This window comes from Aquimarina sp. 2-A2 (assembly GCF_045505135.1).
Taxonomy (GTDB): Bacteria; Bacteroidota; Bacteroidia; order Flavobacteriales; family Flavobacteriaceae; genus Aquimarina; species Aquimarina intermedia.
In genome coordinates this window covers 205,930-219,829 of sequence record NZ_JBJKFI010000003.1, presented here as the reverse complement: position 1 = coordinate 219,829, position 13,900 = coordinate 205,930, and the positions used below count along the sequence as shown (strand labels likewise).

At 36.0% G+C, this 13,900-nt stretch carries 15 protein-coding genes; 12 read left to right on the top strand and 3 right to left on the bottom strand.

Annotation, left to right across the window (positions count from 1 at the left end):
* The 5 genes from ACJRPK_RS09300 to ACJRPK_RS09280 form a co-directional block, all read left to right on the top strand.
* Positions 1 to 1,046, top strand: a 1,046-nt coding sequence (locus ACJRPK_RS09300) for an ATP-dependent metallopeptidase FtsH/Yme1/Tma family protein (protein WP_407139642.1), incomplete at its 5' end; no start/stop codon positions are given.
* A gap of 116 nt (positions 1,047 to 1,162) precedes the next feature.
* Positions 1,163 to 1,774 carry an LUD domain-containing protein gene (locus ACJRPK_RS09295; RefSeq protein WP_148782711.1) on the top strand — a complete coding sequence of 204 codons (612 nt, stop codon included), beginning with the start codon at positions 1,163 to 1,165 and terminating at the stop codon, positions 1,772 to 1,774.
* A 1-nt stretch (position 1,775) separates the two neighbouring features.
* Positions 1,776 to 2,579 (top strand): phosphatidate cytidylyltransferase, encoded by an 804-nt coding sequence (locus tag ACJRPK_RS09290; RefSeq protein WP_407139641.1) that lies wholly within the window; start codon positions 1,776 to 1,778, stop codon positions 2,577 to 2,579.
* Entirely contained in the window at positions 2,569 to 3,216 is a 648-nt protein-coding gene (locus ACJRPK_RS09285; RefSeq protein WP_407139640.1) for a phosphatidylserine decarboxylase family protein, read from the top strand. Before ACJRPK_RS09290 ends, ACJRPK_RS09285 begins: the two co-directional genes overlap by 11 nt.
* A gap of 4 nt (positions 3,217 to 3,220) precedes the next feature.
* Complete coding sequence (locus ACJRPK_RS09280) at positions 3,221 to 3,493, top strand: acyl-CoA-binding domain-containing protein (RefSeq protein ID WP_407139639.1); 273 nt, start codon at positions 3,221 to 3,223, stop codon at positions 3,491 to 3,493.
* A gap of 86 nt (positions 3,494 to 3,579) precedes the next feature.
* Here the strand turns inward: ACJRPK_RS09280 and ACJRPK_RS09275 are convergent, their stop codons facing one another.
* Positions 3,580 to 6,213, bottom strand: coding sequence for a valine--tRNA ligase (locus tag ACJRPK_RS09275; protein WP_407139638.1), 2,634 nt, complete (start codon positions 6,211 to 6,213; stop codon positions 3,580 to 3,582).
* Between the two features lie 126 nt (positions 6,214 to 6,339).
* Here ACJRPK_RS09275 and ACJRPK_RS09270 point away from each other — a divergent pair, with 126 nt between their 5' ends.
* The gene (locus ACJRPK_RS09270; RefSeq protein ID WP_148782706.1) at positions 6,340 to 6,720 is read left to right on the top strand and encodes a DUF1573 domain-containing protein; all 381 of its coding nucleotides are present in this window, start codon (positions 6,340 to 6,342) and stop codon (positions 6,718 to 6,720) included.
* A gap of 47 nt (positions 6,721 to 6,767) precedes the next feature.
* On the opposite strand, the gene ACJRPK_RS09265 is transcribed toward ACJRPK_RS09270, so the two are convergent.
* Positions 6,768 to 8,135, bottom strand: a complete 1,368-nt coding sequence (locus ACJRPK_RS09265) for an aspartyl protease family protein (protein ID WP_407139637.1) — start codon at positions 8,133 to 8,135, stop codon at positions 6,768 to 6,770.
* Between the two features lie 96 nt (positions 8,136 to 8,231).
* On the opposite strand from ACJRPK_RS09265, the gene ACJRPK_RS09260 reads away from it, so the two are divergent.
* The 4 genes from ACJRPK_RS09260 (at position 8,232) to ACJRPK_RS09245 (ending at position 11,496) form a co-directional block, all read left to right on the top strand.
* Positions 8,232 to 9,428: a pyridoxal phosphate-dependent aminotransferase gene (locus tag ACJRPK_RS09260; RefSeq protein ID WP_407139879.1), complete on the top strand. Its 1,197-nt coding sequence runs from the start codon at positions 8,232 to 8,234 to the stop codon at positions 9,426 to 9,428.
* A 17-nt stretch (positions 9,429 to 9,445) separates the two neighbouring features.
* Positions 9,446 to 10,459, top strand: coding sequence for a UDP-N-acetylmuramate dehydrogenase (gene murB, locus ACJRPK_RS09255; protein WP_407139636.1), 1,014 nt, complete (start codon positions 9,446 to 9,448; stop codon positions 10,457 to 10,459).
* Between the two features lie 229 nt (positions 10,460 to 10,688).
* Positions 10,689 to 10,901 carry a membrane or secreted protein gene (locus ACJRPK_RS09250; protein WP_407139635.1) on the top strand — a complete coding sequence of 71 codons (213 nt, stop codon included), beginning with the start codon at positions 10,689 to 10,691 and terminating at the stop codon, positions 10,899 to 10,901.
* 25 nt (positions 10,902 to 10,926) lie between these two features.
* Complete coding sequence (locus ACJRPK_RS09245; protein WP_148782701.1) at positions 10,927 to 11,496, top strand: RNA polymerase sigma factor; 570 nt, start codon at positions 10,927 to 10,929, stop codon at positions 11,494 to 11,496.
* A gap of 11 nt (positions 11,497 to 11,507) precedes the next feature.
* Here ACJRPK_RS09245 and ACJRPK_RS09240 read toward each other — a convergent pair whose 3' ends face one another.
* Entirely contained in the window at positions 11,508 to 11,741 is a 234-nt protein-coding gene (locus tag ACJRPK_RS09240; RefSeq protein WP_148782700.1) for a hypothetical protein, read from the bottom strand.
* A gap of 198 nt (positions 11,742 to 11,939) precedes the next feature.
* On the opposite strand from ACJRPK_RS09240, the gene lipA reads away from it, so the two are divergent.
* A complete protein-coding gene (gene lipA / locus ACJRPK_RS09235; RefSeq protein ID WP_407139634.1) occupies positions 11,940 to 12,812 on the top strand; it encodes a lipoyl synthase in 873 nt (290 codons plus the stop codon).
* A gap of 26 nt (positions 12,813 to 12,838) precedes the next feature.
* Complete coding sequence (gene gap / locus ACJRPK_RS09230) at positions 12,839 to 13,843, top strand: type I glyceraldehyde-3-phosphate dehydrogenase (RefSeq protein ID WP_407139633.1); 1,005 nt, start codon at positions 12,839 to 12,841, stop codon at positions 13,841 to 13,843.
* The last annotated feature ends 57 nt before the right edge of the window (positions 13,844 to 13,900 follow it).

Below are 13,900 nucleotides of genomic sequence, written 5' to 3'. Positions count from 1 at the left end.
GTAGAGCTCGTGGAAAAAGCAATTTTTCCGGATCTAATGATGAACGAGAAAATACACTGAATCAATTGTTAACAGAGATGGATGGTTTTGGAACCAATACGAATGTTATCGTGATTGCAGCTACCAACCGAGCAGATGTATTGGATAAAGCATTAATGCGTGCAGGTCGTTTTGACCGTCAAATCTATGTGGATTTACCAGACGTTAGAGAACGTAAAGAAATTTTTGAGGTGCATTTAAAACCTCTAACTAAGCTTGAAGAAGAACTGGATACTGAATTTTTGGCCAAACAAACTCCGGGATTCTCTGGAGCAGATATAGCCAATGTTTGTAACGAGGCCGCACTAATCGCAGCGAGAAAAGGTAAGGCTGCTGTTGGAAAGCAAGATTTTCTAGACGCAGTGGATCGAATTGTAGGTGGTTTAGAGAAAAAGAATAAAATCATAACACCAGATGAAAAGCGCGCAATTGCTTTTCATGAAGCTGGACACGCAACCGTTAGTTGGATGCTTGAACATGCTGCTCCACTGGTCAAAGTGACTATTGTTCCAAGAGGTCAATCTCTGGGAGCTGCTTGGTACTTGCCAGAAGAGCGTCTTATTGTAAGACCCAACCAGATGTTGGATGAAATGTGTGCCACATTGGGTGGTAGAGCTGCAGAAAAGGTGATTTTTAATGAAATCTCAACGGGAGCTTTGAGTGATTTAGAAAAAGTCACAAAACAAGCGCGTGCAATGGTCACTATTTATGGTCTTAACGATAAAGTAGGAAATCTTACTTATTACGATTCCTCAGGACAAAGTGAATATAATTTCACTAAGCCATATAGTGAACAAACCAGTGAATTGATCGATAAAGAAATTTCTAATATAATCGAAGAGCAATATCAACGTGCTATCGAACTGCTGGAGAATAATAAAGACAAACTGACTGAACTAGCCGAAGTATTGCTAGAGAAAGAGGTAATTTTTAAAGACAACTTAGAAAAGATATTTGGTAAGCGACCTTTTAACAATAAAGAGGAAGTAATCACCGAACCTTCTTAAATATATACTATTTTTTACTAGTATCATGAAAATCTTAACCCAACGGAAACGTTTAGGTTAAGATTTTTTTTATCTTTGGTTTCAACGTCAATAAAAATCCCAATTAGCAGTTACCAATGAGTCTATTTAGAAAACTATTTTTTTCAAAATCTAAATCAGACCAAAAGAATAAAGAAAGACACATAGAAGATCGCAGCAAGTACATGCCCGAGATTAATCTTCCAATAGACGAAAGTTTCATGATAAACTTTAAAAGAAATGGAGGAAAATTTTTATACTGTGATAATGAAAATGAAATTCTAGATTCTTTTGACAAAATTCTATTAGAAAATGATTGGTATGAAAAAGACGTTTGTTGCTTTGATATCGGCTTAGAACATAGGTTTTCAAATTTTAATCTGAATTTCACCAAAAACATGTCTGCGTCCTTCTTTTTTGCAACCTGTGAATATCTTATCTCTGATAGTGGTTCTATATTAGTTTCATCTAATCAACTTAAGGAAAAGAAGTTACCCGAACTCCCTGATAATTTCATTATTTTTGCTTCGACAAGCCAGCTGGTAACAAGTATCGGAGAAGGCCTTAAAGGCATCAAACAAAAGAACCGAAAATCTATTCCCTCCAATATTACAACCATTAAAAACTTCGAAACGCAAAAAGAAAAAGACTTCTTAAGCTACGGAAGTAGTTCAAAAAATCTATATTTGCTGCTTCTGGAAGATTTATAACATGAAGGAATTGCTCACAAGATCTTTATCGGGATTCTTATACATTTCGATCTTACTGTTTTCTATTTTTATTTCCAAAGAAACTTTCATTGGTGTTTTTTTTGTTTTCGGACTTATTTGTGTTTATGAATTTCAAAAATTAATACACCTAAAGAACAAATGGTTGTATGTGATATTTACCGTGCTAATTCTGGCTGTTAACTTTACGACCATACATCCTTATTTCTTGTATTTTCTGCTTACCGCAACGGTTCTGACTGAATTGTTATTGGTTCGAGATTTATTGATCATACGAATCATACCCATGTTTGAAAAGAAAAAATACATGACCAGTATTTTTTACTTAATCACGGCGATTGCATTCTTAACCATGATTCCTACTTTTAGAGGAGAATACGAACCCTTTATCGTTGCCGGATCTTTTTTTATCATGTGGACTAATGATACCTTTGCCTATCTAGTAGGAAAAAACTTCGGAAAACATAAGCTCTTGGAACGAATCTCACCAAATAAAACCATCGAAGGTTTTGTCGGCGGTATGTGTTTTGGGTTAATCGCAGCAGTAATTATTGCGCTCTCGACACAAACATTATCTCTTCTAATTTGGTTGTTTATCAGTCTAATATTGAGTATTTTTGGAACTTTAGGAGACTTGATACAATCAAAGTTCAAAAGACAGGCCGGTGTTAAGGATAGTGGTTCGATAATGCCCGGACACGGAGGCATTTTTGACCGCCTGGACAGTATCATATTTGCCAGCCCATTTTTATTTGTTTTCTTACAATTATTACAATATGTTTCATAAAGAAGGTTTTAAAATAATATCAGTAGCCTTGGTAATTTTTCTAGGTATTAATGTAGCTTCATATGTTGCTCTACAGCTTCCTGAACTGCAATTAGCTATTCTTATTATAAGTTCTGTATTCTTACTTTTAATACTTCAGTTTTTTAGAAATCCTAAACGTACCACCTCTTTTAGTGACACTTCGGTAGTATCGCCTGTAGATGGAAAAGTTGTGGTAATTGAAGAAGTGTTTGAAAAAGAATATTTCAACGAAAAAAGACTACAAGTCTCCATATTTATGTCTCCAATTAATGTCCACGTAACGCGACATCCTATTGGTGGCGAAGTTGTTTTTAGCAAATATCACCCTGGAAAATTTCTTGTAGCTTGGCATCCAAAATCCTCAGAAGAGAATGAAAGAACGACTGTTGTGGTTAAAAACAACAGTGTTGAAATTTTATATCGTCAAATTGCCGGAGCTTTAGCTAAGCGTATCGTTAATTATGCGGTTCCGGGAGAAAAAGTGGCACAAGGATCTGATAGTGGTTTCATCAAATTTGGATCCAGAGTTGATGTCTTTTTACCTATTGGAACTAAAGTAAACGTAAGCCTAAATCAAAAGGTACGTGGTGGAGAAAGTGTTATAGCTACTGTATAAGACCATGAATGACGAAGATCTAGATATTGCTTTTGAGAAAGCCTTCACCAAGGCCAGCAATACGAAGCTAAAACTTCCTACGGATATAATGCTGCATTTGTATGCACATTATAAGTTAGCGACTCATACCAAGGGATTTTACACCCCATCCGGAACCAGTGAACTTCGTAATGCTTTTAAACTAAATGCTTTGTTTCAGGTAAAGCATCTATCACAAAAGGAAGCAAAACTTAAATATATTGCTTTAGTAGATCAGTATATTACAGATATCAAATAAGCTACAGTTAATTCAAACAAAAAATAAGGCTTGATTTTAAAATTAAGCCTTATTTTTTTGAATATGTTTACACTAATAATTACAATCTATGATTGCAAACTTGCTAAACTGGATTTTAAGGTAGCAATCTTAGCTTCTGCATCCGCCTCTTTCTTACGTTCATTTGTAATAACTTGTTCAGGAGCATTGTTTACAAAACGTTCATTTTGAAGTTTTTTCTGCACTGATTTTAAAAATCCTTCCGTATACTTCAACTCTTCTTGTAGCTTATTAATCTCCTCATCCACATCAATAGCACCAGAGATTGGTATAAAATATTCATTAGACTTTACCCGGAACGACAAAGCGCCATCTACTTTCTCGGCAACATAATCAAGATCAGAAATATTACCCATCTTTTTAATAACACTGTCAAATGTAGTAGTAAGTTTACCACTGTTAAGAACAGACAATGTAATAGTATCTTTAAAAGAAATATTTTTTTCTTTACGCACTGTACGTATCCCTGATATCACCTCTTTTGCTACCTCAAAGGTCTCAATCAATTCGCTATCTACGTCTGTCATTGTAGGCCATGAGGCTATGATAAGTGCTTCATCCGTATTTCTAACACCAATCTGTTGCCAAATCTCTTCTGAAATAAAAGGTACAAAAGGATGCAAAATCTTTAAATTTTCTTCTAGAATTTTTAGAATGGCATCGTAGGTTTTTTTGTCGATTGGCTTACCGTATTCTGGCTTTACCATTTCTAATAACCAACTACAAAAATCATCCCATATCAATTTATAGGTTGTCATAAGCGCATCACTCATTCGATATTTTGAATAATGATCTTCAAGCTCTGCCAATGCTGCCTGAAACTTAGCAGTATACCAATCAATTGCAAGTGCAGATGCCGCAGGTTGATCGATTGTCGAATCAACCTCCCACCCTTTGATTAACTTAAAGGCATTCCAAATTTTATTTACAAAACTACTTCCTTGCTTACATAACTCCTCATCGAACATTAGATCATTTCCCGCAGGAGAACTCAATAACATTCCCACACGAATACCATCTGCTCCATACTGATCTATAAGATGTAAAGGATCCGGAGAATTTCCGAGAGATTTTGACATTTTGCGACGCTGTTTATCTCGTACGATTCCTGTCAGATACACATTGGTAAAGGGTTTTTCTTTTCTATATTCATATCCCGCAATGATCATCCTAGCCACCCAGAAAAATAAAATTTCAGGCGCAGTAACCAGATCATTTGTTGGATAGTAATAGTTGATTTCTTCATTATCCGGTTCTAAAATACCGTTAAATACACTCATCGGCCATAACCAGGAAGAGAACCAAGTATCCAATGCATCAGGATCTTGAGTTAAATCTTCACTTCGTAAATCAACATTACCCGACTTTTCTTGGGCTAATTGTAGTGCAGCTTCTTTTGTTTCAGCCACTACAAAATCTTCCTTTCCATCACCGTAAAAGAAAGCAGGAATTTGATGTCCCCACCATAATTGCCTTGAGATATTCCAGTCTCTAACGTTCTCCATCCAATGGCGGTAAGTATTAACGAACTTTTCAGGTACTAGATTTACTTCTTTATCTAAAACCGCGTCGAGCGCAGGTTGTGCAAGATCTTTCATTTTTAAGAACCACTGATCGCTCAATTTTGGTTCAATAACCGCTTTAGTTCTTTCACTTGTACCCACCTTGTTCATGTGAACTTCAGTTTTTAACAAGGCTCCTATAGCTTCAAGATCTTTAATGATTTCTTTACGAACTACAAAGCGATCTTTTCCTTCGTATTGTAATCCGTTCTTATTCAAAGTAGCATCATCGTTGAAAATATCAATAACCTCAAGATTGTGCTTATCTCCTAACACCTTATCATTTTGATCATGAGCCGGAGTCACTTTTAAACAACCTGTACCGAACTCAATATCTACATACTCATCTTCAATTATTGGAATCGATCGATTAACTAACGGAATAATAGCCTTTTTCCCTTTAAGGTGCGTAAAGCGAGTATCATCGGGATGTATACAAATCGCAGTATCTCCCATGATGGTCTCAGGTCGGGTGGTAGCGATTGTTAAAACTTCATTGCTGCCCTCCACTGCGTAGTTAAGGTAATACAGATTACCTTGCTTTTCTTCATAGATAACTTCTTCATCAGACAAGGTAGTTTTGGCTTCGGGATCCCAATTAACCATTCTGTACCCACGGTATATCAGCCCTTTGTTATACAAATCAACAAAAACTTTGATTACCGATTCAGACAAATTGTCATCCATGGTAAATGCGGTACGTTCCCAGTCACAAGATGCCCCCAGTTTTTTTAATTGTTCTAGAATTATTCCACCGTGCTTATGCGTCCACTCCCATGCGTGCTCCAGAAACTGCTCTCTTGTAAGGCTATTTTTATCAATACCCTCTGCTTTGAGTTTTGCCACAACCTTTGCTTCTGTAGCAATCGATGCATGATCCGTACCCGGTACCCAGCAGGCATTGTAGCCTTTGAGACGAGCTCTTCTGATCAAAACGTCCTGAATGGTGTTATTCAACATATGTCCCATATGCAACACTCCTGTCACATTGGGCGGAGGAATAACGATGGTATATGCTTCACGTTCATCAACTTCAGAATGAAAATAATTATTTTTCATCCAGTAGTCATACCATTTTTCTTCGACTGCTTTTGAGTCATACTTTCCAACTGGAATCATACTTTGGTGTGGTTTTTGAATTTTAGATTGCAAAAGTAATTATTATAAACGACAACTTGAAAGTCTTTTGCTATTTTGAAGTTGCGTAAAAAGTAAGTACTTTTACGTTTAATAAAAACCTACATTATGAAAAGAATGATGCTAATTTTATTTGTTGGCGTACTGAGTACAACCCTTAATGCTCAGGATACCAAAGCTCAAATAGAATTTAAAACAGACGTTGTTGATTATGGAGAAATAATGAAAGGAAGTGATGGTATTCGTAAATTTGAGTTTACAAATACTGGTAATGCTCCTTTAGTTATCTCTAGAGTATATTCAAGTTGCGGATGTACGATTCCTAAAAAACCTGAAGGGCCAATTGCTCCGGGTGCCACAGGAATAATCGAAGTAAAGTATGACACTAAACGAGTAGGACCCATTCGTAAAACAATAACAGTGTACTCTAATGCAGAAGAGGGCACAAAAGCTATTAAAATAAAGGGAACGGTTCTAGACGAATCTTAAAATATTTAAAAACATAGTACTAAGGCTCTTCATCGAAGGGCCTTTTTTTATTCAATCACCTTTTTCAGGAAAAAGGAGTAATTCAACCGAACTCCTGCTCTATCTATAACTATTCTGATACGTTTTCCTTCTTTATTGAAAAATAAGTTATTGATTTCCTCTAACTGGTATTCATATGCATTTTTACCATTAATACTAAGTATTCTATCGCCTCGTTTCAAACCGGCATGAGCAGCAGGAGATCCGGGTCTCACATTTACTATTTCAAAATTAGGCTCCATACTGTAACGGTAGCCAAAGGTATAATCAATCACAATAGCATTGTTTGCTTTTTGTCCTGATCGGATACGTTCTGGTTTTATCTTATCTTCTCTGGTATACACTTTGGTTAACCGCTCACCAGCATGCTCCACTGTGATGCCGCTCATGTTATAATAGAAAGGTTGCTTAAAAAACCTATTTTTTCTGAATGAAATTCTTTGATTTGGGTAATCCACTATCAAATCAAATCTTTTTAATACACCACCACCTAGCGACCCTTGCCGTTGAAGCGTTGAAATTCCCTGTATATACACACTATCCGGAAAAGAGGCTGTAACACGTTTCATGGTGAATTTTCCAATATGTAACGCCTCAATCTTAGAGCGAGCACCATGGATATCGCCATTAAATCCTTTTCCTAAAAATTCTCTGTAAGAATCCTCTGGTACTTTTATACCCAGCGTTTTATTTTCAAACAGCCACAACGCAGACCCAGAACCCGAGTCTACCAATAAGTTAAGATCAATTCTTTTATCTACACCATACTGTGCCTTGATATATGGTCGCACACCATTGTTGAAATCCAAAGAAGTCTGATAACACTTTCTGCATTTTTTGGCTACGTATGCTTTAGGGTTTGAAATTTTGATCACTTTTTTGGAGTATTTGAGGTCTACAATAAAATTTTTAAAAAAATCATACCCTATAATACCATGAATAGGAAATCCCATTCGCGGAGAGAAATCAATAGTTTCATCGAATATCAAATAAACAGTGTGATTGGCACTAATCGCATCCCCTATTTCTAAAATATTACCGGTTGATTTGATAGCTTCGACCGGTTCTCCATCTCCTAAACCTCTAAGATAAATTTTTGTAGCATTACTAAGTTGTAATTTTTTGTCATCTCCCAGACTGAAAATAATCGTAGAACTTACACCCGTATCAAGAATAAATGAAAGCTCTTCCCCATTAACACTTACGGGGATTACTATTAAGTTATTTGCTAACTTAAAATTTAACTTATCGCTTACAACCCCTGGACGAAGCTTAAAAGTATTCTCTCCCCCATTTTGTTGTGAAGTGACTATGCTTATCCCAAAGAGAATCAAAAAAATCAAACATCCTCTACGTAAATCTAAAAATCCTATCATTTAACGTACAATTTAACAAAATGATCGAAAAAAAATATCTTTTTAAGCTTCTTTTGATAAATAAACATGAAATTTACCCGACCAAAAATTACAACCATGCCTTCAATCTCTAAAAAGGGTATCCAAATGCCCGAATCTCCTATACGCAAACTTGCGCCCTATGCAGAACGAGCCGTAGACGACGGGAAGCAAATTTTTTACCTCAACATTGGCCAACCAGATATAAAAACCCCGCAACTTGCTCTAGACGCTATTCGCAATCATTCCCTAGAAGTTCTTTCTTATAGTGAATCAAGTGGCTTTAAAAGTTTTAGAGATAAGATAGCCTCCTATTATAAAACTTTAGATGTCGATGTGGTTTCAGATGATATAATAATTACCACCGGTGGCAGTGAAGCCCTTTTATTTGCTATGGGATGTATTGGCGATATAAACGACGAAATAATAATCCCAGAACCTTTTTATGCCAATTACAAAAGTTTTGCTATACAATCAAACATTAATATAAGAACCATCACCTCAACGATCAATGACGATTTTTCACTTCCTGATATTAAAGAATTTGAACGATGTATTACTTCTAAAACAAAAGCAATTCTCATCTGTAACCCAGGTAATCCTACCGGCCATTTGTACTCCAGAGAAGAAATAAACCAATTAGCTGAACTTGCTAAAAAGTACGATTTATTCTTAATAGCTGACGAAGTATACCGCGATTTTGTTTATGACGACAGCCGGCATTATTCAGTTCTTGAACTTAATGATATGAATGAGCATACCATAGTAATTGATTCTGTATCCAAGAGATATAGTATGTGTGGGGCAAGGATAGGATGGTTGATTAGTAGAAATAAAACTTTGCTTGCCACTGCCTCCAAATTTGCCCAAGCAAGATTGAGTCCTCCTACCTTAGCTCAAATAGCAGCAGAAGCAGCTTTTGATACTTCTATCGCTGATACTAAAGAAACGGTTGCAAAATATAAAAAGAGAAGGGACACTCTCATTCAGGGACTTGAGCAAATTGATGGGGTGATCGTATCAAAACCAAAAGGAGCATTTTATTGTATTGCAGAACTTCCTGTTGATAACACTGAAGATTTCACCCGGTGGTTACTTGAGCATTTTTCGGTTAATAATCAAACCGTGATGTTGGCTCCGGCCGCTGGCTTTTACGCTAATGAGAAATTAGGAAAAAAACAAGTTCGTATCGCATACGTGTTAAATCGTCGAGATCTTTTACAATCAATTCATATCTTGCGACTCGGATTGCAAGCCTACAATACTAAAAAATAAAATTTTATTAAATAGCTGTGAGTATCATACATAATAAATCCCTCAAGCCCTTCAACACCTTCGGAATTGACGTACAAGCACAAGCATATCAACGTATAGATAGTGAAGAAGAACTAATCAGTACTTTAATTACTCATAAAGATGCCCCACTATTTGTCTTGAGTGGCGGTAGTAATATGCTATTAACTAAAAACATAGATGCTCTGGTACTACATATTGCTATTGAAGGGATAGCAACCGAATTGGAATCAGCTAATACAATCTTAGTTACTGCAAAGGCTGGTGAAAATTGGCATGAGTTTGTACAGTTTTGTATACGTAATAATTACGGCGGCCTAGAAAATTTATCGCTCATTCCGGGGTATGTTGGTAGCGCGCCTATACAAAATATAGGAGCCTATGGTACCGAGTTAAAAGACACATTTGTCTCATGTAAAGCTATCGAAATAAAAACCGGTTTAATTAAAGAATTTAGGAATTCTGAATGTGCATTTGGATATCGAAGTTCCATTTTTAAAACTACACTAAAAGATACACATATTATAACTGAAGTCACCTTCAGACTGACAACTAATGATCATAAGTTAAACACCTCTTATGGTGCAATTCAAGAATTACTTGCAAAACACACCATTACAGCGCCTACTCCTAAGGATGTCGCAGAGGCCGTTATTGCAATAAGAAAAAGCAAATTACCTGATCCACAGAAAATTGGAAACAGCGGAAGTTTCTTTAAGAACCCGGTGGTAACTCAAGAAACCTTTACAAAGCTAAAAATTAAATATCCCGAAATACCCTCCTATCAGGTCACCGAAGATCAAATAAAAATTCCTGCAGGATGGCTTATTGAAAAATCCGGTTTTAAAGGAAAACGTTGGGGTGATGCAGGCGTTCATGAAAAGCAAGCGCTAGTATTAGTTAATTATGGGAATGCAACAGGATTGGAAATCCTTGATCTTTCAAAAAGAATAAAAAAAGAGATAAAAGATAACTTCGGCATAGAATTGGAAACAGAAGTCAATATTATATAAAATACCTTCACTACACGGTAAACCGTGTGAAGGTATTTTATGGACTAACTCAAATAAAAAAATCACAATTAAGTGATTAAACTAAAGATAATCAATATTTTACAAACACAACTACTTCATCTCCTTAAAACTTCGTTAAGATACCTATTAGCATTCGTTTAAATTATAATTCTGCTATTGCACCTTTTATATTCTTCGTATATTTGCAGTTCATTTTAAAACATCATTTATGAAACTTCTACTACTCACTATTGGCTTATTGTTACTAGCTGTTTCTGGCATTGCCATAAAACTGTGGGCAAAAAAAGATGGGAAATTCGTAGGTACATGCGCTAGTCAAAGTCCATTTTTGAATAAAGAAGGTGAGAACTGCTCAATGTGCGGTAAAACTCCTGATCAGTATGCCTCTTGTAGTGAATCAGAAGCTTCTAACAAAGCTTAATTCATCCAGATTTAAATTTATATAATTGAGTCAAGACTCTCAACTTCTTTTACACCATATACAAAGCGCTAAGGACGGAAAACAGATTTCTTTTAACTACCTTCTTAACACGTTTTGGAATCCAGTATACTTTTTTCAGTTAAAACGGGTAAAAGATGAATATGAAGCTGAAGAGATTACCATTCAGACTTTTTCTAAAGCTTTCGACAGAATTGAAACCTTCGATGAACAGTATAATTTTCAGACGTGGTTAATTCAAATATCAAAAAACATTCATGTTGATTTGTTGCGAAAGAAAAATGCATCTATCAGATCGCAAACTACGACTGAAGCAGATGATACAGTATACAAGATTGCCGATGACAATCCCTCACCGGAAGACAAGCTAATAACGGAGCAAAATTTGGCACAACTTTTACGATTCATAAAGCAATTAAAACCGCACTATCAAGAAGTTATCAATCTACGCTACTTTCAAGAATTGAGCTATAAAGAAATTGCACTAACGCTCGGTGAATCTATTAACAATGTAAAAGTTAAGTTAATGCGTGCTAAAAAATTACTTTCTGAAATTATTACAGATCAAAAAAAATAAGTCGCAAGACGTTATCTCAAACCAAAAGAAGTTATTGATTTCAAAATTTCATGTAGAGGAGCTATCCATTTATCATGAATTATTTTATCATACTTTATGAATTTTTGGATAAGTCCTTTGGGTGCAGAAATTTCCTTTTCTATAGCTGTGATGTTGATATAATTTTGATTTTTGAGCAACCAACGCTCCACCCGTTTTCTATCATTGGTTTTTGTTACCCGTGTATTATATAATTTTCGTGACATGCAGTACTGATGATTTGGTTCTATAGATAACTTTGTTTTACTCCAAAAATTTTGCTTTAACTTAATTTTAACGCTATTTTTTTGCCCATTATTTAACTAAATGAATATGTTCTTGATACAACATCACTTTTTACAACTTTCTGTAGAAGTTGATAGTATTCAATTCAATCTTTGTATTTTTGTATAAAATATGTGCGAATGAATTCTAATGCTGCAACAGTTGCCCCACCGAAGGGAAAACCTAAATGGTTACGTGTTAAGCTTCCTACAGGAAAAAAATATACAGAACTACGAAGCATCGTAGATAAATATAAACTTCATACGATTTGCACCTCAGGTAGTTGTCCAAATATGGGAGAATGCTGGAGTGAAGGTACTGCCACTTTTATGATTCTCGGAAACACCTGCACACGTTCGTGCGGTTTCTGCGGAGTAAAAACAGGGAGACCTGATACGGTAGATTGGGCAGAACCGGAAAAGGTTGCACGTTCGATTAAAATAATGAATATTAAACATGCCGTTATTACATCTGTAGATCGTGATGATTTACAGGATGGAGGCTCCATTATCTGGGCAGAGACGATAGAGGCCATAAGACGGATGAATCCATCCACAACGCTGGAAACCCTGATCCCTGATTTTCAAGGTAAAACCAAAAATATTGATCGAATAATAGCTGCTAATCCTGAGGTCGTTTCACATAATATGGAAACAGTAAAGCGCTTGACACGAGAGGTTCGTATACAAGCAAAGTATGAGCAAAGCCTGGAAGTACTTAGGTATTTAAAGGATCAGGGCATTGGGAGAACAAAAAGCGGAATCATGCTTGGATTAGGAGAAAAAGAAGACGAGGTAATTCAAACATTGCATGATTTGCGATCAGTTGGTCTGGATATTGTTACCATAGGTCAATATCTGCAACCAAGTAAAAAACATTTACCCGTTAAGCAATTTATAACACCGGATCAGTTTAAGAAATACGAAGAGATAGGCTTAGATTTAGGTTTCAGACATGTAGAAAGTGGTGCTTTGGTACGTTCCTCATACAAAGCTCAAAAGCATTTAACATAGCATTGTCCGTCCTTACAAATTGAACTATGAATAAACCTATACGAATTGCAATCAACGGTTTTGGTAGAATTGGCCGTAATCTTTTTAGATTATTATACGATAATCCTGCCATCGAAGTTGTTGCGATCAATGATCTTGCCGATGGTGTAACCCTTGCCCATCTTTTAAAATATGACAGTATCCACGGAGTGCTGCCACATCCAGTTTCTTACGAGCAGAACTCCATTGTGGTTGGTAATAAAGCTACTCCATTATCACATATAGCAAGTCCGGAAGATTGGAATTGGAAAGGGTATGACATTGATTTTGTAGTAGAGGCCACCGGAAAATTTAAAACCTATGAGCAGGCAGTCAAACATGTCTATGCAGGAGCTAAAAAAGTGATTCTATCATCACCTCCGTCAGATGATGTTACAAAAACTGTTGTTTTAGGTGTTAACGAACATATTCTTGATGGCTCAGAGCTTATAATATCTAACGCCTCATGCACAACTAATAATGCAGCACCGATGATTAAAGTGATTGATGAACTTTGCGGTATTGAACAGGCGTATATAACTACTGTTCATAGCTATACTACCGATCAAAGTCTCCATGACCAGCCGCATCGTGATTTGCGCCGAGCGAGAGCAGCAGGACAATCAATCGTTCCAACAACAACAGGAGCCGCTAAGGCATTAACCAAAATTTTTCCAAATTTAAGTGATGTTATTGGAGGTTGCGGCATAAGAGTTCCTGTCCCGGATGGTTCTTTAACTGATATCACCTTTAATGTAGCTCGAGAAACCTCTATAGAAGAAATAAATGCTGCTTTTGCTAATGCCGCTAAAACTACGCTAAAAAACATTCTTGAATATACAAAAGACCCCATTGTCTCTATCGACATTATTGGTAATCCACATTCTTGTATTTTTGATTCGTTAATGACTTCAGTCATTGGAAAAATGGTAAAAATCATTGGTTGGTACGACAACGAAATAGGGTATAGCAGTAGAATAATTGATTTAATTACTCACATTTCTAAGAAATAACTATATTAGTCATGATATTTTATAAAAATGCCAGCCCTACTTAAAACATTTCTCGTC

Coding starts and splice junctions, on each gene's coding strand:
- ACJRPK_RS09295 (WP_148782711.1), top strand. CDS start 1,163: ATGAGTCTATTTAGAAAACTATTTTTTTCAAAATCTAAATCAGACCAA.
- ACJRPK_RS09290 (WP_407139641.1), top strand. CDS start 1,776: ATGAAGGAATTGCTCACAAGATCTTTATCGGGATTCTTATACATTTCG.
- ACJRPK_RS09285 (WP_407139640.1), top strand. CDS start 2,569: ATGTTTCATAAAGAAGGTTTTAAAATAATATCAGTAGCCTTGGTAATT.
- ACJRPK_RS09280 (WP_407139639.1), top strand. CDS start 3,221: ATGAATGACGAAGATCTAGATATTGCTTTTGAGAAAGCCTTCACCAAG.
- ACJRPK_RS09275 (WP_407139638.1), bottom strand. CDS start 6,213: ATGATTCCAGTTGGAAAGTATGACTCAAAAGCAGTCGAAGAAAAATGG.
- ACJRPK_RS09270 (WP_148782706.1), top strand. CDS start 6,340: ATGAAAAGAATGATGCTAATTTTATTTGTTGGCGTACTGAGTACAACC.
- ACJRPK_RS09265 (WP_407139637.1), bottom strand. CDS start 8,135: ATGATAGGATTTTTAGATTTACGTAGAGGATGTTTGATTTTTTTGATT.
- ACJRPK_RS09260 (WP_407139879.1), top strand. CDS start 8,232: ATGCCTTCAATCTCTAAAAAGGGTATCCAAATGCCCGAATCTCCTATA.
- ACJRPK_RS09250 (WP_407139635.1), top strand. CDS start 10,689: ATGAAACTTCTACTACTCACTATTGGCTTATTGTTACTAGCTGTTTCT.
- ACJRPK_RS09240 (WP_148782700.1), bottom strand. CDS start 11,741: ATGTCACGAAAATTATATAATACACGGGTAACAAAAACCAATGATAGA.
- lipA (WP_407139634.1), top strand. CDS start 11,940: ATGAATTCTAATGCTGCAACAGTTGCCCCACCGAAGGGAAAACCTAAA.
- gap (WP_407139633.1), top strand. CDS start 12,839: ATGAATAAACCTATACGAATTGCAATCAACGGTTTTGGTAGAATTGGC.